This is a genomic window from Prevotella sp. TF12-30 (assembly GCF_003436715.1).
GTDB classification, from domain to species: Bacteria; Bacteroidota; Bacteroidia; order Bacteroidales; family Bacteroidaceae; genus Prevotella; species Prevotella copri_A.
In genome coordinates, this window is sequence record NZ_QSQJ01000018.1 from 14,134 (window position 1) to 39,142 (window position 25,009).

A 25,009-nucleotide genomic window follows, 5' to 3' on the forward strand; every position below is an offset into this window, starting at 1 on the left:
CCTTATCTTACGGTGATATGGAAGCAACCCTGTTTTACCTCGTATTTGATATAACAGCGGTTCTTCTCACGGAAATCCCTCAACACCTCGCTGAAAACCCACTTCAGGGTATCATTCTGCACCTGACGGCGAGGCTGCTTCTCCGTCTGAATCTGCTTATACCGATTGTAGCAGACATCAAAGGTAGTACCATAAAGATGGCACGAATTCTCGGTAGCATTGCCGTTTCGGGTTCTCAGTTTCGACACATCATCCTTGGTACGCAAGATACTGGTAACGATGATCTTATGCAAAGGAATGCCCTTAATCTGCAACGAATCAAAATACGCCCTACCGATATCCTGCAACAATACCGAAGCCCTAGGCACCAGATAAGGAATACTGTTGTTCAGCTTATCCACATAAAAGAAAGGATTGCTGCCCACATACACCAGCTTGCCCTTGCTATGCTCAGCCTCCTCACGGTTCTGAACCGGAGCCACGCCATGCTTGCTGGCAGCCACAATCTGTACATCCTGCTGATCAGGGAAGGTATTTCCGAAATGAGGCACCGAGAAAATGCGATGCTTCACCTCCTTGCCATTCTTATCGAAAAATATCGAAAAACTGCCATCAGAGGCAGTATCAGGAGTTACCGACAGTTCATCCTTCTTCAAATCCTCAGCCACAGTTTCAGCAGAAGAAGCATCAGAAGCCTCACCGGAAACGGCATTCTGAGCACCAGCCGAAGCCATTAAATCTCCTCTCAATGAATCGATTGCCGTACTATCTTTCCCTTCCGAATGAGCCGTCAACCTAGGCTCAGCCACACTCGGAAAAATAACACGGACCAGTGCCAGCAACAGCACGACTACCAAAAAACCTTGCAAATATCTATTCTTACTAATCTTCATAACTAAAAATTTCCTGCAAAGGTAACAAAAAGTATTGAAATATTTGCTCAATTCACAGAAAAGTAGTAATTTTGCAGCGTTATATAACATTATTTAGAACATTAAGGTTGCAAACCAAATAAGAAATATAAATATTTTGATAGAGAAACATATTATACTCGAAGATATAGATCCAGTGATGTTCTATGGCGTAGGAAATGGTAACCTACAGATGATTAAGTCACTGTATCCTAAGTTGCGTATCGTTGCACGCGACAACGTGATTCGTGTGCTCGGCGACGAAGAGGAAATGGCGAAAGCAGAAGAAGACATTGAGCTGATGCGCAAGCACTTAGCTAAATACAACATGCTCAATGAAGAGGATATCCTTGATATTGTGAAAGGCAAACAGACCAAAGCAGACTCCGTGAAAGGCGTGCTGGTATATAGCATCAGCGGCCGACCTATCAAGAGCCGCAGCGAGAACCAGCAGCAGCTCATCGAGGCTTACGAGAAGAACGATATGATATTTGCTGTGGGTCCTGCCGGAACCGGCAAGACCTACCTCAGCATCGCCCTTGCCGTGAAAGCCCTCAAGGAGAAGGCTATCAAGAAAATCATCCTCTCAAGACCTGCCGTAGAAGCAGGCGAAAAGCTCGGATTCCTGCCGGGCGACATGAAAGATAAGATAGACCCTTACCTGCAACCGCTCTATGATGCGTTGGAAGATATGATTCCTGCCGTCAAGTTGCAAGACATGATGGAAAAGCACATTATCCAGATTGCGCCACTCGCCTTCATGCGTGGACGCACCCTCAGCGACGCCGTCGTCATCCTCGACGAGGCGCAGAATACAACCTCACAGCAGATTAGAATGTTCCTCACCCGTATGGGTATGAACACCAAGATGATCATCACCGGCGACCTGACACAGATAGACTTGCCTCGCGAACAGCGAAGCGGACTGAAAGAGGCGCTCAAGATCCTGGAAGGAGTAGAAGGAATCGGAGTCGTGAAACTGGGGCAGAAGGATATTGTGCGACACAAGCTCGTAACCCGCATCGTCAACGCATACGACAAGTATGACAAGGAGAGAGCGGAAGCACGGGAAGCTCAAAAAACAAATTAATTATAAATTAAATAAAATGAAAGCATTAACAAAAACAGATTTCCATTTCGATGGACAGAAGAGTGTTTACCACGGTAAAGTACGTGATGTGTATGACATTAACGACGACATCCTCGTGATGGTCGCTACCGACAGAATCTCAGCATTCGATGTTGTTCTGCCAAAGGGTATTCCATTCAAGGGTCAGGTGCTCAATCAGATTGCAGCTAAGTTCCTGGACACAACTACAGATATCTGTCCAAACTGGAAGTTGTCTACTCCAGACCCAATGGTTACAGTAGGTTTGAAGTGCGAAGGTTTCCGCGTGGAGATGATCATCCGTTCTATCCTCACCGGTAGTGCATGGCGTGACTATCAGAAGGGATGCCGCGAGATCTGCGGTGTGAAGTTGCCTGACGGAATGCGCGAGAACGAGCGTTTCCCAGAGCCTATCATCACCCCTACTACAAAGGCTGACGAGGGTCACGATATGAACATCTCTAAGGAAGAGATCATCGCCCAGGGTATTGTTAGTGCAGAGGATTACGCTGTAATGGAGGACTATACACGCCGCATCTTCGCCCGTGGTCAGGAAATCGCAGCCAAGCAGGGATTGATCCTCGTTGATACCAAGTACGAGTTCGGTAAGCGCGACGGTAAGGTTTATCTCATCGACGAGATTCACACTCCAGACTCTAGCCGCTACTTCTACGCTGATGGTTACGAGGAGAAGTTTAAGAAGGGTGAGCCTCAGCGCCAGCTTTCTAAGGAGTTCGTTCGCCAGTGGCTCATCGAGCACAACTTCATGAACGAGCCTGGTCAGACTATGCCAGAGATTACCGACGAGTATGCAGAGAGCGTATCTGACCGCTACATCGAGCTGTACGAGCACATCACAGGCGAGAAGTTCGACAAGGCTGCTGAGGAAGGCGACATCGCTGCCCGCATCGAGAAGAACGTAAGCGAGTGGCTTGCTGCACACAAGTAATATATAATAAGGTATATTGCTCGACAAAAGTAAGTAATATATAAATAATGTATAAACAAGAACAGATTAAGCCCTACGAGGGCACAGGAGAAAAGGGAAAGTTGGTAGAGGAGATGTTTGATAACATCGCCCCTACCTACGATACCCTGAACCACCGACTCTCGTGGGATATCGATAAGGGATGGCGCAAGAAGGCAATCAAGCGGCTTGCGCCCTTCTCTCCAAAGAAAATGCTCGACATCGCCACAGGCACCGGCGACTTCGCCATCCTATCCGCACAGATGCTGCATCCCGACAAACTCGTGGGAGCAGATATCTCGCAGGGAATGATGGAGATAGGAAGACAGAAAGTGAAGCAGCTGGGACTGGACCACGTGATCCGCTTCGACAAGGAAGACTGCCTCAACCTCTCATACGAAGACAACACCTTTGATGCGGTAACAGCCGCCTTCGGCATCCGCAACTTCCAGAACCTGGACCAGGGACTGCGCGAAATGTGCCGAGTACTGAAGAAGGGAGGACATCTCTGCATCGTGGAACTCACCACTCCGGTCAGCTTCCCGATGAAGCAGCTGTTCCACATCTATTCGCATACCGTATTGCCTATCTACGGCAAGCTGATATCGAAAGACCAGAGTGCCTACAGCTATCTCACCAAGACCATCGAGGCATTCCCACAGGGAGAAACGATGATGGAGGTATTCAAGAAGGCTGGATTCGAAAAGGCTGAGTTCAAGAGACTCACCTTTGGTATCTGCACCCTTTATTTCGCAACAAAATAAAACAAAGATATTATGGACAAGTATGGACTCATAGGTTATCCCCTAGGACATTCGTTCTCAAAAGGCTACTTCAACGAGAAGTTTGAGAACGAGGGCATCGACGCCCAATATATCAACTTCGAGATTCCATCTATCGAAGATCTCACCGAGATTCTCGACTCTAATCCGGAGTTAAAAGGCCTCAATGTAACCATCCCTTACAAGGAGAAGGTAATCAGTTATCTTGATCAGGTTAGCCCCGAGGCAAATGCCATCGGAGCTGTCAACGTGGTAAAAGTGGAGCATAAAGGCGACGAGACTATCCTCAAGGGATACAACAGTGATGTCATCGGTTTCACCCAGAGCATCGAACCATTCATCGAGTCTTTCCACAAGAAGGCTTTGATTCTCGGTACTGGCGGTGCTTCAAAAGCGATTAACTACGGCTTGAAATCGCTCGGACTGGAGACTGTCTTCGTGAGTCGATACGAACGTCCTGGTACTATCCAGTACGATAAAATCACCCCTGAGGTCATCAAGGAATACAATGTCATCGTGAATTGTACTCCTGTAGGTATGTATCCTCATGTAGATGAGTGCCCTCCACTGCCTTACGAGGCGATGGATACCCACACTCTGCTCTACGACCTCATCTACAATCCCGATGAAACCCTCTTCATGAAGAAGGGAAAAGAGCACGAAGCCACAGTGAAGAATGGCTTGGAGATGCTCTTGCTGCAAGCTTTTGCATCATGGGATTTCTGGCAAGAAGAAAAATAAGCATATCATAAAGTTCAATGTTCAAAGATCAAAATAAGAATATGAGTAACAATAGATACATGATGCGCGGTGTAAGCGCAGCAAAGGAAGATGTTCACAACGCTATCAAGAACATCGACAAGGGTATCTTCCCACAGGCTTTCTGCAAGATTATCCCTGATATCCTGGGAGGTGACCCAGAGTATTGCAACATTATGCATGCCGACGGTGCAGGTACCAAGTCTAGCTTGGCATACATGTACTGGAAGGAGACTGGCGACCTCTCTGTATGGAAGGGTATCGCTCAGGATGCTATCGTGATGAATACCGACGACCTGCTCTGCGTGGGTGCCGTAGATAACATCCTCGTCAGCTCTACCATCGGCCGCAACAAGATGCTCATCCCTGGCGAGGTAATCTCGGCTATCATCAACGGTACCGACGACCTGCTCCACGAGATGCGCGAGATGGGTATCGGCATCTATCCTACTGGCGGTGAGACTGCCGATGTAGGCGACCTGGTACGTACCATCATCGTTGACTCTACCGTAACCTGCCGCATGAAGCGCAGCGACGTCATCGACAATGCCAACATCCGTCCGGGTGATGTTATCGTAGGTCTTTCTTCTACCGGTCAGGCTACTTACGAGAAGAAGTACAACGGCGGTATGGGTAGCAACGGTTTGACTTCTGCCCGCCACGATGTATTCGCCAAGTATCTCGCTGAGAACTATCCAGAGAGCTACGACCACGCCGTGCCAGACGAGTTGGTTTACAGCGGTAAGTATAAGTTGACCGATGAGGTTGAGGGTTCTCCTATCAACGCCGGAGAGCTGGTACTCTCTCCTACCCGCACCTATGCCCCAGTAATCAAGAAGATTCTGGATGAGCTTCGCCCAGAGGTTCACGGTATGGTTCACTGCACAGGTGGTGCCCAGACCAAGGTTCTGCACTTCGTAGGCGAGAACTGCAAGGTAGTGAAGGACAACATGTTCCCTGTACCTCCACTCTTCAAGGCAATCCACGACTGCTCTGAGACCGACTGGAAGGAGATGTACCAGGTATTCAACATGGGTCATCGTATGGAAATCTACGTTCGCCCAGAGGTAGCCGAGAAGGTTATCGCCATCAGCAAGAGCTTCAACATCGATGCCCAGATTGTGGGTCACATCGAGGAAGGCAAGCGCAGCCTGACCATCAAGAGCGAATTCGGAACATTCGAATACTAAAAAAGAATTTAAAATTAATGGATAATAACAACATATTACAGAAGCTAGAAGGCTTAGAGAGCCGATACGAGGAAGTAAGCACCCTCATTACCGACCCTGATGTCATCGCCGACCAGCCACGCTACGTGAAGCTCACCAAGGAGTGGAAAGACCTTGGCGACATCATGGACGCACGCAAGCGATACATCAACTGTCTGAACAGCATCAAGGAGGCTAAGGATATCCTCGCCAACGAAAGCGACCCAGAAATGAAGGAGATGGCGCGCGAGGAACTCAACGAGAACGAGGCGCTGCAGCCTAAGCTCGAAGAGGAAATCAAGATTGCCCTGGTTCCTAAGGACCCAGAAGATGCCAAGAATGTTCAGATGGAGATTCGTGGCGGTGCCGGTGGCGACGAGGCTGCCCTCTTCGCTGGCGACCTCTTTGCCATGTATAAGAAATATTGCGAGTCTAAGGGATGGACCATCAGCGTGACATCTGTCTCTGAGGGCGCTGTGGGTGGATATAAGGAAATCGACTTCGCCGTAAGCGGAACAGACGTTTATGGTACCTTGAAGTATGAGTCTGGTGTTCACCGTGTTCAGCGTGTGCCTGCCACAGAGACTCAGGGCCGTATGCACACCTCTGCCGCTACCGTGGCTGTATTGCCAGAGGCAGATAAGTTCGAGGTGAACATCAACGAAGGCGATATCAAATGGGATACCTTCCGAAGCTCAGGTGCCGGTGGTCAGAACGTGAACAAGGTGGAGTCTGGAGTTCGCCTCCGCTATCCTTGGAAGAACCCTAACACAGGCGAGGTAGAGGAAATCCTCATCGAGTGTACCGAGACCCGTGACCAGCCAAAGAACAAGGAGCGTGCCTTGAGCCGCCTCTATACATTCATCCACGACCGTGAGCATCAGAAGTATGTTGACGATATCGCCAGCCGCCGCAAGAGCCTCGTATCTACCGGCGACCGCAGTGCGAAGATTCGTACCTACAACTTCCCACAGGGCCGTGTTACCGACCACCGTATCGGTTACACCACCCACGACCTCAATGGTTTCCTGGCTGGTAACATCCAGGATATGATTGATGCCCTGACTGTGGCAGAGAATGCTGAGAAGCTGAAAGAAACAGAATTGTAAAACCTTACCAGGGTTTCGTATGTGGCTCCGCAGTTTTAAAGCTTTTGCCCTTACAGGGCGACAGGCTTGATGCCATGACTACCCAGGGTGTTGCCCTGGGCTAGGGGCTTCTGCCCTTTCAGGGCGTGTGGAGCAAACATCTGAAATTCAAATAACTTAAAAAGAAATGAACAGAAAAGAACTTGTAGAGCAGATTTTCGCCAAGAAGAGTTTCTTGTGCGTAGGTCTTGATACAGATATCAATAAGTTGCCTAAGTGCATCACTGAGAGTGAAGACATCCAGGGCGCAGAAGCCGAGATGATGTTTAAGTTCAACCAGGCTATCATCGACGCCACCGCTCCTTACTGCGTGGCTTACAAGCCAAACCTGGCTTTCTACGAGAGCCGCGGCATCGACGGCATGATCGCCTTCGAGAACACCATCAAGTATCTCAAGAGCCACTATCCAAACCACTTCATCATCGCTGATGCTAAGCGTGGCGATATCGGCAATACATCCAAGATGTATGCCCAGACTTTCTTCGAGGAGTATAATCTCGATTCTGTAACCGTAGCTCCTTACATGGGCGAGGATTCTGTCAAGCCTTTCCTCGAGTATGAAGGCAAGTGGGTCATCCTCCTGGCTTTGACCAGCAACAAGGGTAGCCACGACTTCCAGCTCACAGAGGATAAAGAAGGCGAGCGCCTTTTCGAGAAGGTTCTGAAGAAGAGCCAGGAATGGGGCAACGATGAGAACATGATGTACGTAGTGGGTGCTACTCAGGGTCAGATGTTCGAGGACATCCGCAAGGTAGCTCCTAACCACTTCCTTCTCGTACCAGGTGTAGGTGCCCAGGGTGGAAGCCTCCAGGAGGTTTGCAAGTATGGCATCATCAAGGATTGCGGTCTGCTCGTCAATTCATCTCGCGGCATTATCTACGCCAGCAATGGCGATGACTTCGCAGAGGTTGCAGGTCAGAAGGCAAAGGAACTCCAGGAGGAAATGGCAGCCGAGCTTGCCAAGCTGGGCTAAGCCTCCCCTAGGAATCCCGCTAGGAATCCCGCTAGGCGTCCCGGCAAGAAAGTCTTCCGCTAGGCGTCCCGGCGGATTTGAAATCCGCCGTAAAAAAGGTTCGACCTATTAAACCTGGGGATTTGCAATCCCCACCAAAAATAAGATTTTAGGCGCAAAGTATCTTGAAAAAGAGGCTTTGCGCCTAAAAAATACCCATTTGTTGGCGAAAAAAGCAAAATATTACGAAAGAATGACGAGAATCTAAATTTATTTTGTTATTTTTGCAAACAAAATGTGTTTCCTAAAAGAGAATCTTGCAAGGAGACCCTAAGTAAAACAAACTAGAAGATTGATAAATATGGAATTTACCGCAGCGCAAATAGCCCAGTTCGTTCAGGGCCGTGTGGAAGGTGATGAGAACGCAACAGTCAACACCTTCGCTAAAATCGAAGAAGGCAAGGAAGGCGCTATCTCGTTCCTTTCAAACCCTAAATATACTCACTTCGTGTACGACACAAAGTCGAGCATCGTACTCATCGACGAGAACGTGGAATTGGATCATCCTGTTTCTACCACCCTCATTCGTGTGAAGAATGCATACGAGTGCGTGGCAAAGTTGCTCCAGATGTATGAATCAATGAAACCTAAGAAGACGGGCATCGATCCATTGGCTTTCGTTTCTCCAAAGGCTAAGGTGGCTGAGAACGTCTATATCGGTGCTTTCGCCTATATCAGCGATGGCGCAGAGGTGGGCGAAGGTAGCCAGATTTATCCTCACGCTTACATCGGCGAGGGTGTGAAGATCGGCAAGAATGCCCTCATCTACCCTCACGTAACCATTTATCACGGCTGTAAGCTCGGCGATAACGTGACTTTCCATGCAGGTTGCGTCATCGGTGCTGATGGTTTCGGCTTCGCTCCAGGACCTGATGGATACGACAAGATTCCTCAGATCGGTATCGTAACCATCGAGGATGATGTGGAGATTGGTGCCAACACCTGCGTTGACCGCTCTACCATGGGTTCTACCTATGTTCGCAAGGGCGTGAAGCTCGACAATATGGTTCAGATTGCCCATAATACCGACATAGGTGCCAACACCGTGATGTCTGCACAGGTGGGTGTAGCCGGCAGTACCAAGGTAGGCGAATGGTGCATGTTTGGCGGACAGGTGGGTCTCGCCGGTCACATCACCATCGGCGACAAGGTGTTCCTCGGAGCACAGAGCGGTGTGCCAGGCAGCCTCAAGAGCGGTCAGCAGCTCATCGGTACTCCTCCTATGGAGCAGCGTGCTTACTTCAAGTCACAGGCCATCTTCCGTCGCCTGCCTGAGATGTACAAGGAACTCAACGACCTGAAGAAGCAGATTGAAGAATTAAAGAAAAATAAATAAAACTATATATAATTATGTCAAAACAGAAGACACTGAAAGGTAGTTTCTCTCTTTGCGGCAAGGGATTGCACACAGGCTTGAGCCTCACCGTGACTTTCAATCCTGCACCAGAGAACACCGGTTATAAGATACAGCGCATCGACCTCGAAGGCGAGCCTATCATCCAGGCTGTGGCAGAGAACGTCGTTGAAACCCAGCGTGGCACCGTACTCGGTAAGGGCGATATCCGCATCTCTACCATCGAGCACGGTATGTCAGCACTCTATGCCCTCGGCATCGACAACTGTTTCATCCAGGTAAACGGTCCTGAGTTCCCTATCCTCGACGGCTCTGCATCCATGTATGTAGAGAAGATTCAGAGCGTGGGCATCCAGGAGCAGAATGCAGAGAAGGACTACTATATCATCCGTCATAAGATTGAGGTGAAGGACGACAACGGTTCTGTCATCACCATCCTTCCAGACGAGGAATTCAGCATCACGGCGATGTGTTCTTTCGAGAGCAAGTTCATCAACAGCCAGTTTGCCACCCTCGACAAGATGGAGACTTATGTTGACGAGATTGCTTCGGCACGTACCTTCGTATTCGTTCGCGATATCATGCCATTGCTCCAGGCTAACCTTATCAAGGGTGGCGACTTGGACAATGCCATCGTTATCTACGAGCGCCAGGTAGAGCAGGCTCAGCTCGATCAGCTCGCCGACCATCTCAAGGTGCCTCACATGGATGCCAGCAAATTAGGCTACATCCAGCACCGCCCATTGCAGTGGGAGAACGAGTGTACTCGCCATAAGCTGCTCGACATCATCGGCGATATGGCGCTCATCGGTAAGCCTATCAAGGGTCGCATCATCGCTACCCGTCCTGGCCACACCGTGAACAACAAGTTCGCCCGTCTCATGCGCAAGGAGATTCGCAAGCACGAAATCCAGGCCCCTATCTATGATCCAAACGAGGAGCCAATCATGGATAACATCCGCATCCGACAGCTCCTGCCTCATCGCTACCCTATGCAGTTGGTAGATAAGGTCATCGCCATGGGTCCTACCAGCATCGTGGGCGTTAAGAACGTAACCAGCAACGAGCCTTTCTTCACCGGTCACTTCCCTGAGGAGCCAGTAATGCCAGGCGTTCTCCAGGTAGAGGCGATGGCACAGTGTGGCGGTCTGCTCGTATTGAACCAGCTGGAAGAGCCTGAGCGCTGGAGCACTTACTTCATGAAGCTCGACGACGTAAAGTTCCGCAAGAAGGTGGTTCCGGGCGATACCCTCCTCTTCCGTGTGGAGTTGCTCGCACCCGTACGTCATGGCATCAGCTCTATGAAGGGCTACATGTTCGTAGGCGACCAGGTGGTGGCAGAGGCTACTTTCACAGCACAGATTGTTAAGAACAAGTAATAATAAGATAGAAATATGAATCAGATTAGTCCATTAGCGTTTGTTCATCCAGAGGCAAAACTCGGTAACAACAACATTATCGGTCCTTTCTGCTATATCGACAAGGACACCGTTTTGGGCGATAACAACGTATTGCAGAACAGCGTTACCATCCACGTGGGCGCTCGTATCGGCAACAATAATGAATTCTTCCCAGGCGCCAGCATCTCTACCAAGCCTCAGGACTTGAAGTTCAAGGGCGAGGTGACAACCTGCGAGGTGGGCGACAACAACAGCATCCGTGAGAACGTTACTATCTCTCGTGGTACAGCCTCTAAGGGCAAGACCGTGGTAGGCAGCAACAACCTCCTGATGGAGACTGTTCACGTGGCTCACGACTGCGAGCTGGGCAGCGGCTTGATTATCGGTAACTCAACCAAGTTTGCCGGCGAGGTGGTTGTAGATGACAATGCCATCGTCAGTGCCAACGTTCTCGTTCATCAGTTCTGCCACATCGCAGGCTACGTGATGATCCAGGGCGGTTGCCGTTTCTCTCAGGACATTCCTCCTTATATCATTGCCGGCAAGGAGCCTACCCGCTATTGCAGCATCAACCTCATCGGTTTGCGTCGCCGTGGTTTCAGCAACGAGACCATCCAGAACATCCACGAGGCTTATCGCCTGCTCTACAGCAAGGGCATCCTGAAGGAAGGTATCGAGGAAATCAAGAAGAATCTTGAGGTGACTAAGGAAATCCAGTACATCATCGACTTCGTAGAGAGTTCTCAGCGAGGCATCATCCGATAATGAAAACTTTAATTGTAGTGCTCGGTCCTACCGGTGTAGGTAAGACCGAGCTCTGTCTTTCTCTGGCAGAGCATCTCTCTATACCTATTATCAATGCCGACTCCCGCCAGATCTTCGTCGAACTCCCTATCGGAACCGCAGCGCCTACTGCCGAACAGCAGCAGCGGGTGAAGCATTATTTCGTAGGAAACCACCACATCGAAGATTATTACAGCGCAGCCCAATACGAGGCCGATGTGATGAATCTCCTGGAAGAAGAAATCTTCAAGAATCACGATGTGGCGCTTCTTACAGGCGGCAGCATGATGTATATCGATGCCGTATGCAAGGGTATCGACGATATTCCTACCGTGCGGGATGACATCCGTACCTGGATGAAACAGCGCCTGGAAGACGAAGGCTTGGAAGCGCTGGTAGAAGAACTCCACAAGATGGACCCGGAGCATTGGGCGATAGTAGATAAGAAGAATCCACGCCGCGTGGTACATGCCCTGGAAATCTGTCACCAGACCGGCAAGACCTACACTTCTTTCCGTGTAGCCGAGAAGAAGCAGCGTCCTTTCCGCATCATCAAGATAGGCCTGAACCGCGACCGTGCCGAACTGTACGACCGAATCAACCAGCGTGTGTTATTGATGATGGAGAAAGGCCTGGAGACAGAAGCCCGCAGCGTATATCCACACAAGGGTCTCACTGCCTTGAGAACCGTGGGCTACAAGGAGATGTTTGCCTATTTCGATGGCGAGATAGACAAGGAAGAAGCCATCCGACAGATACAGTCGCATAGCCGTGAATACATGCGCAAGCAGCTCACCTGGTTTAAGCGAGATGCCGAAATCCACTGGTATCATCCCGACCAGCAGGAAGAAATCATCCGATTGATTGATGATACAATAGGGAAATAAATGTATACACCCACACGCCCTGAAAAGGGCAGAAGCCCCTAGCCCAGGGTAACACCCTGGGAATATAGCAAATAACCAAGTCGCCCTGAAAGGGCAAAAGCTTTAAAAACAATATGCTTTTGTTCCTTCAGGGCGACTTTTTATTCCTACATTTCCACCTGATTCACAATCTCACCATCAAACATATTGATGATTCTATCAGCATAATTGGCATCGTGCAGCGAGTGGGTTACCATTACGATGGTGGTACCTTCCTTGTGCAACTCAGAAAGCAGTTCCATCACCTCCTTGCCATTCTTGGAATCCAGATTTCCCGTAGGCTCATCGGCAAGTATCAGCTTAGGATGCGGAAGGATGGCACGGGCGATAGCGGTGCGCTGCTGCTGACCGCCCGAAAGCTGCGACGGGAAATGCTTGGCACGATGGGATATCGCCACTCGCTCCATCACATCCTCTGCACGCTTACGGCGCTCCTTGCCCGAAACTCCCATATACAGAAGCGGCAACTCGATGTTCTCCACCACATTCAACTCATCTATCAGGTTGAAACTCTGGAACACAAAACCTATCATTCCTCTTCTTATCAAGGTGCGCTCACTCTCCTTCAGCGTGCTCACATCCTTGCCGTCGAGCAGATAGCTGCCGCTTGTAGGATTATTCAGCAAACCTATTATATTAAGTAATGTGGATTTGCCACATCCCGAAGGTCCCATGATGGCAACAAACTCGCCTTCCTTCACCTCCAGACTGATATTACGCAAAGCCCAGGTCTCCACTTCCTCTGTCTGAAATACTTTCTTGATATTATCTAATTGAATCATAATCATTATCTTTTCTTTAAATTCATATTATATTTTATACTTTCAAATTACACATTTTATTCCTTAGCCAGAATCTCCGAAGGATCCACCTTCATGATCTTACGTACCTGACAGGCGATGATAGCTGCAATGAAGCCAATGACTATCACAACACTCAAACTAATAGGGAAGGCAGGATTGATTTCTACCATATCGAAAGTCTGACTCAGAACGATATGGAACAGCAACATGGCTACCACCGCAAATACCATGGCGATGAGCGAAATCACCAGATAAGTTCTTCCGAAGAGTTTGGTAATATCCTTTGTCAGGGCACCATTCACCTTGCGGATAGCCACCTCCTTCTTCCGGGTCTGCGTATCCAGCATCACCGTACTGAAGATGCTTATCAGACAGATAGCCAGACTCACGATAGCCAGGATCCACGCAATATTTTGCAGTATTTCCAACGCAAACATGCTCCTTGCCATATAGTCACGCAGATTGGATGACATCGGTTTTACCACAGCAGGCTCCAATTTCTGTATCATTCTATCTACAGCAATCTGCATCTCCTTATATTCACCCGGCTTTGCCACAAGAATATAATGTGTGGCACCATAAGCCTCTTTGGGGTCTATGACTATGAATGAGTATATATCAATTTTAAAACTCCCCTGATAAGGTATCGACTGGAACGTTCCGGCTATCTGATACGAATCCATCTCATCTACGGTCAATATATCATTAGGAGCAACATGATGCTGGCGCATCTGCTTATACAACTCCTCATTTACCAGGATGCATTTCTTCCGGTTTGCCTTCGGCTTCCAATTCACCTTGATCTTGAAGAAATCGAGATAGGAGGTATCTGATGTAATCCGAATTTTATAACTCGTCACATTATTATAGCTAGCATAAGGATCGCCTTGCCAAGCCGCCTTGCTGAACTCCTCGTTCTCTGCCAGCTCGTTAACTTGCAAAACTCCCCAGCTATAAGGAATCCATCGTTCCACCTGCGGCAAATGGATGAGCTTGTCTCTAAGGCGCTGACCATTTTCTGCCGCATTTGTCTGCAGATACAGACTCTGCTCGTATGCACGCTCGTCATCAGGAATATGATTGAAATCAGCCATCTTGCCCACCCAGCACAGGAGGCAGAAAGTAACACCCAGGAAGAACATACTGATCATCACCTGCACACCCAGCATCGTATTGCGGAACCAATGGTTATGGCTTCTTCTCATTCCTGATTCGAGTGCTTGCGTATGCTTACAAATGCGACTCAGCACAACCCAGATGATGGCGAGACACAACATCATAACCACCAGCCCAATCACCAGACTATAGAGATACAGATGACTGATGGTTCCTAACTCGGAGGTGACTTCTGCAAACTGAGGCCTTGCCAGATAATCACAAATCCAGGATCCCATCAATACTGCTACAAAATAAGCCCCCAGCACGATCATCACCACCTCGGTAGCAAACATAGAGAAGAGTTGGAGGCGTGTGGCACCATTGGTAATTCGAAGCGAGATTTCACGTCTGCGCATCCTGAACAGCTGCGTCTGCATCCTCAGAAAACCGATGATGGCAGCCAGCAGAATCAACGAGCCTATCAGATAAGTGATGGAACAAGCAATAGCAACGCTTGAATACTCTTTGCTCAACCGATCTTTCAGCTTTTCTATTTTTACCTTCAACCCCAATGGTTTCAACCTGCCGTTCACCTCAGCTTTCAACTGCTGTGGCGTGCATCCCTCTTTCAACACCACATACAAATTCCCAGCATAAAATTGATCAGAATCCATATCTTCCAACTCACATGGCGAGTAAAAGAGAGCGGAAATGGATATGTCTGGCTCAGTCAATGATAAGTCTTGATAGACATCCACCAATCTCAACTGATAATTCCCATAGTTCTTAGTCAAACGAATGCTTGCACCCACAGGATTCTTGTCACCAAAGATTTGCTTTGCCTGCTTTTCGTTGATAATGGCATCATGAGGACCCAGCACCTTTATCTTTTCTCCCGTAATGGCAGAACGGATACCTACAAAGTTGGGATAATGACGATCAAGGGGAACTGCATCCAACTGCATCTTTCTCCTTGTCTTGCCGCTTAGGGTAAACTCAGCCCAGCCGCCTGTTAGCGTACCATTAGGAGCATAAGGTCCCTGCTCTATGCAACGAGGTCCTCCATTCGCCTTCACCGCCCTTACGATATCACCATTAATACGAATTGAATTTTCCGATTGATGTTTTTGGATGGAATCGAATCGGAGGTTATAAACCCTGTCATAATAAGGTTCATGGTTAATGGAAGCCATGCGGAAATTCAGCAGAAACGAATGCACCACGGCAAGCGTCACCATACCGATGGCAAGCGACAGGATGCTGCCCAGCGTCTGCACCTTGTACTTGAGAATGTTGCGCAGGGCAACCTTCAGGTTGTGTAATAACATGTTCATATTTTTTAGTCTTTATAATTTATTTACGTGAAATATTGAATTTTATTATCTATGAGAGATTTTGTTTTTTATTATCTCAGATAAAAATCTATCTCAAATCTATTTCTTTTTCGCTGGCGATTTGGGTATATCCGCTTACGATAACCTTGTCGCCCGGCTTCAAGCCGGAAGTAATTTCGAATTGCTGCGGATTCTGTCTGCCTACATTGATATTCACCCGCTGCGCCTTTTTGCCATCGTCAGATACCCGGAATATCCAATATCCGTTGGTCGTTTGGAAGAAATCACCATTCGGAATCACCAAGGCTTGTTCCGGCTTGCCCAATTCCAACAGCACCCGATAACTCTTGCCCAAACGGATATTGGCGGGAGTCTTGCCGCTGAAAGTTAATTCGCAGACAAACTGATGGTCTTTCACTTCAGGAATCACCCGCGATACACGAAGTGGAAACTGATGACCGTCATACTCAATATGGGCAGGAAGTCCGGCGATAACGCGGTCGATGTAATACTCAGCCAGCGAAATCTGCAATTTAAACTGGCTCATCACCTTGATCTGTCCGATGCTCGCCCCAGACGAAACCTGCTGACCTTGGGTTACCCCCAAATAACTCAGTTGTCCACTTACGGGAGCCCGAACCACCAACTGCTGGGTACGGCCCTTCATTCTCGATAATTTCTTGTTGGCTTCCATCCGGTTGGCAGCAATCATCTCGCGCTTCAATCGGGTAGATACGGAATCATGCTTCAGGTTTTGCATCTGCAAGAGCACCTTCTGCCGCTGATATTCGTAATCTTCCTCAGCCACTTCCAGTTCCGCCTTACTCTTGATGCCCATACGATATTCCTCCCGGCTCTGCTTGAGCGATTTCTTCAGGCTCGCCATCTGATGCTGGGCATCCAAGGCTTGCTGGCGCAGGTTGATGGTCTTCTGCGTCATCTCAATCTCCTGTTCCTGACAGTTGCGAAGCTTACTGCTCCATGCGTCCTGCTCATCATCGATAGAATGATAGAGTTCCGGATTCTGAAGCACCAGGATGGTATCGCCCTGCTGCAGCATGGCACCTTCTTCAGCCACCACCCGTTCCACGAATCCATTCTCCATCGCATTCACCTGGATGGTCTTGAAGGGATACACCAGTCCTTCTACATCTACATACTCCCAGAAAGGGGCCTTCTTTACTTCGGCTATCACCACGCTATCCATATCCACCCTTCGGGTTCCCGAAGTAACGATCAGGAAAAGAGCATAGACCAGGATGACGATGCCTGCTGCACCCGACAGGATAGGATAGCGGTAGCGGATATACCACGGTTTCGGTTGTTTCTTTATATCCATATTGTTCTGTTGTTATTCATTATTCTATAAGAAGATGATTCTATAGGAAATTTATTCTATAGGAAGTTCTTCCTTCAATTCTTTATTGTGTTCGAAATCAAAACCCGTCATGCTTCGGAGCGTATAGTAAAGACTCCAGTAAGTCTGCATGGTCGAGATGTAATTGCGCCGGGCTGCATCTTTCTCGCTGATGGCTGCATTCAGGTCGAGTATCGAGTTGCGGCCCATGATGTAGAGTCGGCGCGCCACCACATGTCGCTTCTCGGCACGCTGGTCGGTGAGCGATGCCACATACACCTTTCGGGCTTGCATGTTAAACTGCAACACCAGTTTTTCTACGTTCTGGTAGAAATCCCTCATGCCTTGCTCCACCTGCGTCTGAGTAAGCGCCAGCTGCGATTTGGCTTCTCTTATCCTACCCTTTCCCCGTCCCCAATCCAATATCGGAAGGGCGATGGTGATTCTTGCCGATTGCTGACTCATCGGACTGCGATAGGCGGCACCGATATCTGCTCCCGTCTGCGAGAGTCCAAACTGCATATAGAGATCCGCCTTCAATCCGGCGTTGGCACGAGCCTGCGCCAATCGGCTTTCGCTCTCCTTCTGGATGCGACGGTAATAATCGGGATCCGGACTATTCAACAAAGCCCAATCTATCGCCCGTTGCAAAGGAACCTCAAAGGAAGGCACCTCTTTCGGCATCACCAGACAGATGTCCTGCGATTGTTCCAACCCCAGAAACGAGCGGATGGTCTGCATCTTCTCTCGCAGTGCCACCTGAGCATCCATCACATTGGTCTCCTCGTTCAAACGGTTGATTTCCAGCTGTAGCATCTCGTTTTCCGAAATCGTTCCATTCTCATATCGCCCCTTTGCCATCTGATAAAGCGTATCAGCAGAAGCAAAGTTCTGTTTTGCCATCTCCCATTCTGCTTGCGCCGAAGCCAGACCAAAGAAATGCTCACAAGCTTTTGCCGAAACAATCTCCAACGTTTCGGCATATCGCTTCTTGGATTCCCGGAATCGGATGGGTTCTATCCGGCGATCCCACTTCAAGGAGTTATAGCCAAAAAGACTCTGCTCATAACCCACGATAAAGGGTTGACTACTATAGGCTGTTATCTTGTTGTGCAACTCATCCAAGCGGTTGAGCGAACTCTTCACAAAAAGGCTACCACCCGTCAGGGAGATATTCTGGTTGATTTTCAGAGTAAGGTCGGCACTCAACTGATCTTGCTTCAGAAAGAGGGCCGTACCATCCGACTGGGTTATCTTGTTCACCTCCTTATTAATATAAGGTGAAGATGAGAGGGAAAGCGAAGGCAGATAGTTGGCCTGATGATACCGATAAGCCCAGTAAGCAGACAGAAAAGTATTGCGGGCACTCTGCACCGATGGCGACTGCCGCTGCGCCATCGCAATGGTAGCTGCCAAGTCGAGCTGCAAAGTGTCGGCTTGAACATTCAGGGCTGCAAGCGCCCATACTATGAATAGATAATTCTTTTTCTTCATGATGATTTCTTTTGCAAAAACTAACACAAAAGCTATGCCACAAAGATAAAGATATGATTATCAAGAAGATAAGAAATTCCGGATATAAAAAAGCCGTGCGAAACCGCACGAAACGTGTGCGATTTCGCACGGTGCGCACATCCTCAATATGATAGCATCCGTCTCTATCAGGCAGGAAGCACCACGCTAAAGGTGGTTTTATCGCCTGGTTTCGAAGAAGCGGTGATGGTTCCACCATGTAAGGTTACTATCTGCTTGCAGATACTCAACCCGATGCCCGAACCGTTCGTCTTGGTAGTAAAGAACGGCACGAAAATGCGCTCCATCACCTCCGGAAGGATTCCCTTACCATTATCAGTAATGGAAATGATGAAATCGCGCTTGTTGCTCGAAAGATGAGAGGTAAGACGGACATAAGGAGCCTGACTTTGAGCAGATTCAGCCTCATCGAAAAGACCTGCCGCCTCCTCCTTCATCCGAATCTCCACAGCTTCCTGCGCATTCTTCAGCAGATTAATCAGCACCTGCTCTATCTGCGAACGATCCATCAGCAACCTCTGGTCTTCGTTTTCTATCTCATAATGGAATATCGAATCCGGATAAAGATGCTGCAAATCAGCCACCAGATCACCAATCCTCACATTCTCAAACTGAGGTTTCGATATGCGTTGCAACTTTCGATAGTTCTCCACAAACTGCAGCAAGCCATTGCTTCTCCGGTTAATGGCCTGCAATGCCATCAGCAGATCATCATGCTCCAGCGTATCCTGCTCCACCCCTTCGCAAAGCGTATCTGCCAAAGAGATGATAGGAGTCAGCGAGTTCATGATTTCGTGGGTCAATACCCTCACCAGCTGCTGCTGCGCATCCGTTTCATTCTTCTGAATCACCGGTTGCACATTCTGCAAGGTATAGAGGCGATAGGCAAAGCCCTTATTAAAGAAGTTGACCACGCTCAATACAAAGTCAGCCTTCCCCGCATGCTGATTTCCGGCATCCAAAGCCTTCTTGCCAGCAGCCCCCTCGCTGGTCTTGGTCTCCAACTGTACCAGTTTCTGCAATCCCGGCTTCAGCTGCATCATCATTTCCGGCAGCGTCTCATCCAGCACCTGCAAGTCGTGCAAGTGATGAATCGAAAAACCGCAGAGTCCATCCACGGCAGCCCGATTCATCCAATGCACCTTTCCCTGTTCATCCGCCACAATGAGAAAGGCATTGATGGTATCGAGCATCGTTCCAAAATACTGGTATTTCGCTTCCTGCAGCAAAGTGGTTTCCCGAAATTCATTCACCACTTCGTTAATCTGCTCTGCAAGATTCCGCTCTTCTCCCCTCAGATGATCCAATGAATACTGAAGCGAGAAGTCACGGGTGCGGATAGCCTCAATCAGTTGGCGCATCCGCTCATTGCTCTTATGATTGAATAAGTTATTGACGATTGACATAATTTCAAAAATTTCCGAAGCATTAAACCCCGAGTTTGTCGATTTTCCTGTAAAGGGCGAAACGGGTAATCCCCAACAACTCTGCGGCCTGTGTAAGATTTCCATTACTCAAGGAGATGGCGCGCTTGATGGCTTCACGCTCCAAGGTCTGAAGATTGAGCGAATCAACCTTTATGGAACCTGAAGAAGAACTTGATGAAGAAGAACCCAATGCCACCACAGAATCCTCCAATCTGATATCCTCGGCAGCCAGTTCCGTCTTATCCCCCAACACAATCGCCCTCTCTATGCAATGCTGCAATTCTCTTACATTACCCGGCCAGGTATGTTTCAACAGCTTCTGTTTGGCAGATGCACCCAGCACCACATCACCTACACTATATTTTCCCGAATAAATCTTCAGAAAATATTCTGCCAGCAGAACGATATCCTCTCCACGCTCACGCAGCGGAGGAAGATGCAACTCGATGGTATTCAGTCGATAGAAGAGGTCCTGTCGGAAAGCCCCCTCGCCCACCTTCTCACGCAAATTAGCATTCGTAGCCGCCAGAATCCTCACATCCACATGGCTCACCTTGTTGGAACCAATGCGCTGAGTTTCACGCTTCTCTATCACCGTCAGGAGTTTCTGCTGCATCGGCAGGTTCAGATTTCCAATCTCATCCAGAAAGAGAGTACCGCCATCCGCCGTCTCAATTCGTCCTTCCTTCGCATTCCTGGCATCCGTAAACGCTCCCTTCTCGTATCCGAAAAGTTCGCTTTCGAAAAGATTCTCAGGAATGCAACCCAAGTCGATATTCACAAACGGCTTTCTTGCCCTGTCTGAAAGCAGATGCAAGGCATGTGCCACCACATCCTTTCCCGTACCATTCTCTCCAGTAATCAATACGTTGGCATCCGTAGCCGCCACACGCATCATCTGCGCTTTCAGTTCCTGCATGGCAGAGCATTCGCCAATCATTCTCGCAAACACATCTTGAGAAGATACAACAGACTTGGAATCAGAACATTGATTCATATTCAGTTTCTGCTCCGATTCCTTTTCCTGCGAATCCGAAGAATCCAGATTCCTTTCCCTGCTCAATTCCACGGCACTCTTCACCGTATCGAGCAGTTTATTCCTATCCCATGGTTTCGGAATAAAGTCGATGGCTCCCGCCTTGATAGCCCTCACCGCCTTCTCCGTATCCACGTATGCCGTGATAAACAGCACCACGCTCTTGGGGTTATGCGCCAGAATCTTCTCCAGCCATTCATACCCCTCTTCGCCACTGATGGCATCCCGATGGAAGTTCATATCGAGCATGATGACATCAGGCATGAACGAATCCATCATTCCGATGATTCGTTCAGGCGTATTGATAACTCTGATACCCTCCACGTATGGCTTCAAAAGCATATTGAGCGACAAGAGAACATCCTCATTGTCATCCACTATCAGTATCTTTCCTTTTTTCTCCATTGCCATCATTTTTAATTATTTTGCCCACAAAGTTACTGCAAAAAAACGAGATAACTCCAAAAACGGCATCATTTCTTCCAAAATTCTTAATACGAAGCAACTTTCAACCACTTTATCCCGATATTTCAAAGAAAAAGCGATGATTTTTCCGAAAATATTTGGTGATTTCAAAATTTCGTTTTATCTTTGCACCCTAGTTATCAAGAAATCTCGGGGTTGACTGGATTTGACGGCGAGATGAAATGGTACGTAAGCATGCGGAGGCTCGTTGGCTACCTCCTAAATCCTAGTGAACAAAAAATTAATTGGCGAAAATAACTACGCTCTCGCTGCTTAATCGAAGTACAGTAGATTAGCTTTATTCCGGCACAAGGTGCTGGAACGGGACATCGCTCAACGGATGTAGTTCCGAATCTTGTTGATCAAGCGGTGCAGGCAAATCGGAAATAGTTCATGTACGCCTCGTTGCATGGATGAAATTTTAGAGGATAAGGGTATGATTGGTGGTCCAGGTCTTGTCATACCTCGAAAATTGAAGGCTGGAATAAGCATGTAGAAAGCGTATGGTTTCCTTGTGCGGACGAGGGTTCGATTCCCTCCAGCTCCACCCTATAAGCAAATAAGCAGCTGATTTTTTCAGCTGCTTATTTTTTGTTTTTATAATATTCTACAATCTTTATTTCTGCTTTCACACATTCTAAAACATTCTGATTATCAGCAAGTTTAGTATGAAGGCATTTTTAGGAGAAAAGTATGATAGTATAAACACCAGAAACTGATACTTCCAACAGGGGAAGTTCATATTTCCAATAGGGGAAGCTGATACTATCTACTAGAGTAATTGATACTACCAATCATCGGCTGACCCGGGTCATCCATATAGATGACCCGGGTCAGCTATATGGATGACTCTAGTCAGCTATAAGAACTACTCAAACCAATCGATAAAAGATAGCATCTTTCCGCCTTTCAGCTCCTATCATCTCTCCTCACTCCTCATAACCGTTATTCCCTCTTCACACATCACCCACATTCACCCTTCACAATTCTCCTTTCACACTCAAACAACTAAGAAACAGATAGTTAACATAAAGTGTGAAAGCATTTTTAAACAGAAACGCAAAAAGTATAAAGTAATACATAAAAAGGGTGTAGCCTCCTATAAGAAGAAAGCCTAGACTGCATCACAAATAAATGATAATTTAGAGGCAATGGCAAAGCAACTCTATGACTATTGGTTTGTGCAGTTTGACTTTCCTAACGAGGAGGGCAAGCCGTATAAATCAAGTGGCGGAGCTATGGTGTGGAATGAAAAGTTGAAGCGTGAGATACCGAAAGGATGGTCTGTTAAGAACTTAGAACAGATAGCAACTTCATATCAACAAGGACTTATTCGTTCAAATAACCAATTATCAACTGATAGTAAGTATGGTTATTTAAAAATGGGCGATTTAGATGGTAAGGGACAATATACTTTACAAGGTTTAACTCGAACCAATGCTACGAATGAAGAAGTGGATTTATTCTCTTTGCACAAAGGAGATTTCCTCATTAATGTACGTAATAGCAAAGAAATTGTCGGTAAAACTTGTCTAATTGGTTATGTGGAAAGAAATACCCTTTATAACCATATGTTGGTAAGATTGGACTTTAAAGATGTAAGTACATTTTATATGAACTTGCTTTTCAATTCTGAGTTTATGTATAAAGCGCTTGATGGATTGAAGCAAGGTACAACAACTGTAATAGCCTTATATCAAAATGATTTATATCGATTACCAATATTAGTACCGGCACCTTGCGTTATGGAACAGTTTTCAAAAACAACAGACTCCATTCTTGATCAGAAAGAAATTATATCTTATGAAATCGAAGAACTCACTAAGCAACGCGATGATCTTTTGCCACTCTTAATGAATGGTCAAGCCACGGTAAATTATCATTTATCTGATGATTAAGAGCAATTTTGCGGTCAAGTGCATATAATATAGAGACAATATCTTTCTGATATTTAATACCAGGAAGGTATATCTCTATTTCTTCAAATACCGATTTCGGTAATATTGGAGTTGTTGTAGAACCTGCTATTTTCTGAAAGTAAGGTTTCATCGTGGAAAGCAGATAGTACACATACAATGGTTCTGCACCATTTTTAAACTGGGTTATTGAGTTTATTTGTTGGTTCGTTGCACACGTGATATTTGAATACGCAACATTTCCCATATCTGAACCAATACACCCCACCAATACACTTTCGCCAGAAATAGTATTACTTGCAATTTCTTCAAATCCTGTTTGAGAAATGAAACGATTGTTTCTTCCCATCATCCCCAATCCTTTTGCAACATCTTCAGGAGTGTAGAACGGAATATTACCACAAGCATAGTTTTCTGCTATGCTTGTGGATGGGGTTTTGCCTGTAATCACCTTGCCGATGTCGGCAAGTCTATATTTTTTCAATTTCATTTATTCCTATATATATTATGGTTGTTTCCAAAATGGAAATAACCACGTATTACTCTTTATCCGTTTTTTCCTCAGATTCTTCAAGTTTCTCCTCTATTTCCTCAATCTGTGGTAATGCCGATGCAACATCAGCAAAAAGCTTTTCTGTTTCATATTGCGCAATACCCATAGGTTGGGTTATGCCACGAAGCGAAAACTCGGCTTTCTTGTTACTCTTAGTTCGGCAGAGAAGCAAACCAATTGTAGGTTTGTCTTCTGGAGATTTTACAATGTCATCAACAGCAGAAATATAAAAGTTCAGTTTGCTAACAAACTCTGGTTTGAACTCCACGGCTTTTAACTCCACAACAACATAGCAATGCAGTTTGAGGTGGTACATCAGCAAGTCGATATAGTAGTCATCACCATCTACCGAAATGTGGTATTGCCTGCCAATGTATGCAAAGCCACGTCCCATTTCAAGGAGAAAGTCTGTAATCTTGCTTGTCAATGTTTTCTCAATGTCAAGCTCATTTTGGAGTGCCACTGTGCCCAAAAAACTAAAATTGTATGGGTCTTTAAAAATATACTTCGCCAAATCGGACTGAAGAGGTGGCAAGGTTTGCTCAAAGTTATTGATTGCATGCCCTTTAGCATGGATATATCCATTTGCTATCTGCATAAGCATCACATCACGACTCCACCCATTCTGCGCAGTTTCTGTGATGTAATAAGCTCGTTCGGCAATGTCTTTTACTTTCGATAGAAGCGAAATGTGATGATACCAAGTAATTTGTGCAAGTGGAACTTGCACAAAGCCTTTGTCATCTTCTTTAAATTGGTCAAGTGCCACTTGACCAATTGGAATATTTTCCATTTTTGCAAGCGGCACTTGCAAAAATGGAAAATCTGGATACGCTTCAGCGAAACGTCTCATACTTTTGAGATTACTCAAAGAGTATCCTCTATCATTAGGGAACTTTTGGGATAAATCAACAGATAATTTTGATATGATATTTGCTCCCCAGCCTAATTGTCTCTGCTGTGCTAAAATTCGTTTGCCCAAAGTCCAATATAACGCCAATGTGTCAGCATTGACATTAATTGCGGTACGTAGTTTTGCTACCTCTATAAGATGCTCTATGTCTTTGCGCCATTCTGCATAACCATCAGGCAGCAAATCGGTATTTGCGTTCATAATTTCATTCATACC

Annotated in this window: 19 protein-coding genes, 1 other RNA gene and 4 pseudogenes; 15 read left to right on the forward strand and 9 right to left on the reverse strand. The window is 47.1% G+C overall.

The features are described 5' to 3' along the window. Positions 1 to 2: 2 nt before the first annotated feature. The gene (locus tag DXD25_RS08440; RefSeq protein ID WP_187360459.1) at positions 3 to 893 is read right to left on the reverse strand and encodes a DUF5715 family protein; all 891 of its coding nucleotides are present in this window, start codon (positions 891 to 893) and stop codon (positions 3 to 5) included. A gap of 136 nt (positions 894 to 1,029) precedes the next feature. Between DXD25_RS08440 and DXD25_RS08445 the strand changes: the two genes are divergently transcribed. The 11 genes from DXD25_RS08445 to miaA all read left to right on the forward strand — a co-directional run bounded on the left by DXD25_RS08445 (position 1,030) and on the right by miaA (position 12,319). Beyond that, positions 1,030 to 2,001, forward strand: coding sequence for a PhoH family protein (locus DXD25_RS08445; RefSeq protein ID WP_089543527.1), 972 nt, complete (start codon positions 1,030 to 1,032; stop codon positions 1,999 to 2,001). A gap of 16 nt (positions 2,002 to 2,017) precedes the next feature. Continuing rightward, positions 2,018 to 2,968: a phosphoribosylaminoimidazolesuccinocarboxamide synthase gene (locus DXD25_RS08450; protein ID WP_117662905.1), complete on the forward strand. Its 951-nt coding sequence runs from the start codon at positions 2,018 to 2,020 to the stop codon at positions 2,966 to 2,968. 47 nt (positions 2,969 to 3,015) lie between these two features. Next, positions 3,016 to 3,750: a bifunctional demethylmenaquinone methyltransferase/2-methoxy-6-polyprenyl-1,4-benzoquinol methylase UbiE gene (gene ubiE / locus DXD25_RS08455; RefSeq protein WP_117662907.1), complete on the forward strand. Its 735-nt coding sequence runs from the start codon at positions 3,016 to 3,018 to the stop codon at positions 3,748 to 3,750. A 12-nt stretch (positions 3,751 to 3,762) separates the two neighbouring features. Beyond that, positions 3,763 to 4,509: a shikimate dehydrogenase gene (locus DXD25_RS08460; RefSeq protein ID WP_089543524.1), complete on the forward strand. Its 747-nt coding sequence runs from the start codon at positions 3,763 to 3,765 to the stop codon at positions 4,507 to 4,509. A gap of 59 nt (positions 4,510 to 4,568) precedes the next feature. After that, entirely contained in the window at positions 4,569 to 5,717 is a 1,149-nt protein-coding gene (locus DXD25_RS08465) for an AIR synthase-related protein (protein ID WP_089543523.1), read from the forward strand. A 17-nt stretch (positions 5,718 to 5,734) separates the two neighbouring features. Beyond that, entirely contained in the window at positions 5,735 to 6,844 is a 1,110-nt protein-coding gene (gene prfA / locus DXD25_RS08470) for a peptide chain release factor 1 (protein WP_117662908.1), read from the forward strand. A gap of 166 nt (positions 6,845 to 7,010) precedes the next feature. Continuing rightward, positions 7,011 to 7,856, forward strand: coding sequence for an orotidine-5'-phosphate decarboxylase (gene pyrF / locus DXD25_RS08475; RefSeq protein WP_117662910.1), 846 nt, complete (start codon positions 7,011 to 7,013; stop codon positions 7,854 to 7,856). Between the two features lie 340 nt (positions 7,857 to 8,196). Next, positions 8,197 to 9,231, forward strand: a complete 1,035-nt coding sequence (gene lpxD, locus DXD25_RS08480) for a UDP-3-O-(3-hydroxymyristoyl)glucosamine N-acyltransferase (protein ID WP_117662912.1) — start codon at positions 8,197 to 8,199, stop codon at positions 9,229 to 9,231. A gap of 14 nt (positions 9,232 to 9,245) precedes the next feature. Next, complete coding sequence (locus DXD25_RS08485; RefSeq protein ID WP_153097943.1) at positions 9,246 to 10,628, forward strand: bifunctional UDP-3-O-[3-hydroxymyristoyl] N-acetylglucosamine deacetylase/3-hydroxyacyl-ACP dehydratase; 1,383 nt, start codon at positions 9,246 to 9,248, stop codon at positions 10,626 to 10,628. Positions 10,629 to 10,643: 15 nt separating this feature from the next. Continuing rightward, positions 10,644 to 11,414, forward strand: a complete 771-nt coding sequence (gene lpxA, locus DXD25_RS08490; protein ID WP_117662914.1) for an acyl-ACP--UDP-N-acetylglucosamine O-acyltransferase — start codon at positions 10,644 to 10,646, stop codon at positions 11,412 to 11,414. After that, positions 11,414 to 12,319 (forward strand): tRNA (adenosine(37)-N6)-dimethylallyltransferase MiaA, encoded by a 906-nt coding sequence (gene miaA, locus DXD25_RS08495; protein ID WP_117662916.1) that lies wholly within the window; start codon positions 11,414 to 11,416, stop codon positions 12,317 to 12,319. Before lpxA ends, miaA begins: the two co-directional genes overlap by 1 nt. Before the next feature lie 146 nt (positions 12,320 to 12,465). Here miaA and DXD25_RS08500 read toward each other — a convergent pair whose 3' ends face one another. The 6 genes from DXD25_RS08500 to DXD25_RS08525 all read right to left on the reverse strand — a co-directional run bounded on the left by DXD25_RS08500 (position 12,466) and on the right by DXD25_RS08525 (position 21,351). Then, complete coding sequence (locus tag DXD25_RS08500) at positions 12,466 to 13,140, reverse strand: ABC transporter ATP-binding protein (RefSeq protein ID WP_117662918.1); 675 nt, start codon at positions 13,138 to 13,140, stop codon at positions 12,466 to 12,468. A gap of 56 nt (positions 13,141 to 13,196) precedes the next feature. After that, on the reverse strand, positions 13,197 to 15,593 hold the full coding sequence (locus DXD25_RS08505; RefSeq protein WP_117662920.1) for an ABC transporter permease: 2,397 nt from the start codon (positions 15,591 to 15,593) through the stop codon (positions 13,197 to 13,199). Positions 15,594 to 15,681: 88 nt separating this feature from the next. Then, positions 15,682 to 16,932, reverse strand: coding sequence for an efflux RND transporter periplasmic adaptor subunit (locus tag DXD25_RS08510; RefSeq protein ID WP_117662922.1), 1,251 nt, complete (start codon positions 16,930 to 16,932; stop codon positions 15,682 to 15,684). A 51-nt stretch (positions 16,933 to 16,983) separates the two neighbouring features. Then, positions 16,984 to 18,444, reverse strand: a complete 1,461-nt coding sequence (locus DXD25_RS08515; RefSeq protein WP_117662924.1) for a TolC family protein — start codon at positions 18,442 to 18,444, stop codon at positions 16,984 to 16,986. A 167-nt stretch (positions 18,445 to 18,611) separates the two neighbouring features. After that, positions 18,612 to 19,889 carry a PAS domain-containing sensor histidine kinase gene (locus DXD25_RS08520; RefSeq protein WP_158556316.1) on the reverse strand — a complete coding sequence of 426 codons (1,278 nt, stop codon included), beginning with the start codon at positions 19,887 to 19,889 and terminating at the stop codon, positions 18,612 to 18,614. Between the two features lie 22 nt (positions 19,890 to 19,911). After that, positions 19,912 to 21,351 (reverse strand): sigma-54 dependent transcriptional regulator, encoded by a 1,440-nt coding sequence (locus DXD25_RS08525; RefSeq protein ID WP_117662958.1) that lies wholly within the window; start codon positions 21,349 to 21,351, stop codon positions 19,912 to 19,914. 212 nt (positions 21,352 to 21,563) lie between these two features. Between DXD25_RS08525 and ssrA the strand changes: the two genes are divergently transcribed. The 4 genes and pseudogenes from ssrA to DXD25_RS17540 all read left to right on the forward strand — a co-directional run. Beyond that, positions 21,564 to 21,961, forward strand: a transfer-messenger RNA (tmRNA) gene (gene ssrA, locus DXD25_RS08530). 580 nt (positions 21,962 to 22,541) lie between these two features. After that, a pseudogene (locus DXD25_RS17530) lies at positions 22,542 to 22,710 on the forward strand (restriction endonuclease subunit S); the annotation flags it as partial. A gap of 32 nt (positions 22,711 to 22,742) precedes the next feature. After that, positions 22,743 to 23,090, forward strand: a pseudogene (locus DXD25_RS17535) (hypothetical protein); the annotation flags it as partial. Positions 23,091 to 23,216: 126 nt separating this feature from the next. Then, positions 23,217 to 23,309 (forward strand): annotated as a pseudogene (locus DXD25_RS17540) (restriction endonuclease subunit S); the annotation flags it as partial. A gap of 34 nt (positions 23,310 to 23,343) precedes the next feature. Here the strand turns inward: DXD25_RS17540 and DXD25_RS08540 are convergent. Beyond that, positions 23,344 to 23,817: pseudogene (locus tag DXD25_RS08540) on the reverse strand (restriction endonuclease subunit S); the annotation flags it as partial. 49 nt (positions 23,818 to 23,866) lie between these two features. Beyond that, the gene (locus DXD25_RS08545) at positions 23,867 to 25,006 is read right to left on the reverse strand and encodes a YhcG family protein (RefSeq protein WP_117662932.1); all 1,140 of its coding nucleotides are present in this window, start codon (positions 25,004 to 25,006) and stop codon (positions 23,867 to 23,869) included. Positions 25,007 to 25,009: the final 3 nt, after the last annotated feature.

What these genes read in the sequence shown, in the direction of transcription:
- DXD25_RS08440 (WP_187360459.1), bottom strand. Translation starts at nt 893, where the DNA reads ATGAAGATTAGTAAGAATAGATATTTGCAAGGTTTTTTGGTAGTCGTG.
- DXD25_RS08450 (WP_117662905.1), top strand. Translation starts at nt 2,018, where the DNA reads ATGAAAGCATTAACAAAAACAGATTTCCATTTCGATGGACAGAAGAGT.
- ubiE (WP_117662907.1), top strand. Translation starts at nt 3,016, where the DNA reads ATGTATAAACAAGAACAGATTAAGCCCTACGAGGGCACAGGAGAAAAG.
- DXD25_RS08460 (WP_089543524.1), top strand. Translation starts at nt 3,763, where the DNA reads ATGGACAAGTATGGACTCATAGGTTATCCCCTAGGACATTCGTTCTCA.
- DXD25_RS08465 (WP_089543523.1), top strand. Translation starts at nt 4,569, where the DNA reads ATGATGCGCGGTGTAAGCGCAGCAAAGGAAGATGTTCACAACGCTATC.
- prfA (WP_117662908.1), top strand. Translation starts at nt 5,735, where the DNA reads ATGGATAATAACAACATATTACAGAAGCTAGAAGGCTTAGAGAGCCGA.
- pyrF (WP_117662910.1), top strand. Translation starts at nt 7,011, where the DNA reads ATGAACAGAAAAGAACTTGTAGAGCAGATTTTCGCCAAGAAGAGTTTC.
- lpxD (WP_117662912.1), top strand. Translation starts at nt 8,197, where the DNA reads ATGGAATTTACCGCAGCGCAAATAGCCCAGTTCGTTCAGGGCCGTGTG.
- DXD25_RS08485 (WP_153097943.1), top strand. Translation starts at nt 9,246, where the DNA reads ATGTCAAAACAGAAGACACTGAAAGGTAGTTTCTCTCTTTGCGGCAAG.
- lpxA (WP_117662914.1), top strand. Translation starts at nt 10,644, where the DNA reads ATGAATCAGATTAGTCCATTAGCGTTTGTTCATCCAGAGGCAAAACTC.
- miaA (WP_117662916.1), top strand. Translation starts at nt 11,414, where the DNA reads ATGAAAACTTTAATTGTAGTGCTCGGTCCTACCGGTGTAGGTAAGACC.
- DXD25_RS08500 (WP_117662918.1), bottom strand. Translation starts at nt 13,140, where the DNA reads ATGATTCAATTAGATAATATCAAGAAAGTATTTCAGACAGAGGAAGTG.
- DXD25_RS08505 (WP_117662920.1), bottom strand. Translation starts at nt 15,593, where the DNA reads ATGAACATGTTATTACACAACCTGAAGGTTGCCCTGCGCAACATTCTC.
- DXD25_RS08510 (WP_117662922.1), bottom strand. Translation starts at nt 16,932, where the DNA reads ATGGATATAAAGAAACAACCGAAACCGTGGTATATCCGCTACCGCTAT.
- DXD25_RS08515 (WP_117662924.1), bottom strand. Translation starts at nt 18,444, where the DNA reads ATGAAGAAAAAGAATTATCTATTCATAGTATGGGCGCTTGCAGCCCTG.
- DXD25_RS08520 (WP_158556316.1), bottom strand. Translation starts at nt 19,889, where the DNA reads ATGTCAATCGTCAATAACTTATTCAATCATAAGAGCAATGAGCGGATG.
- DXD25_RS08525 (WP_117662958.1), bottom strand. Translation starts at nt 21,351, where the DNA reads ATGGAGAAAAAAGGAAAGATACTGATAGTGGATGACAATGAGGATGTT.
- DXD25_RS08545 (WP_117662932.1), bottom strand. Translation starts at nt 25,006, where the DNA reads ATGAATGAAATTATGAACGCAAATACCGATTTGCTGCCTGATGGTTAT.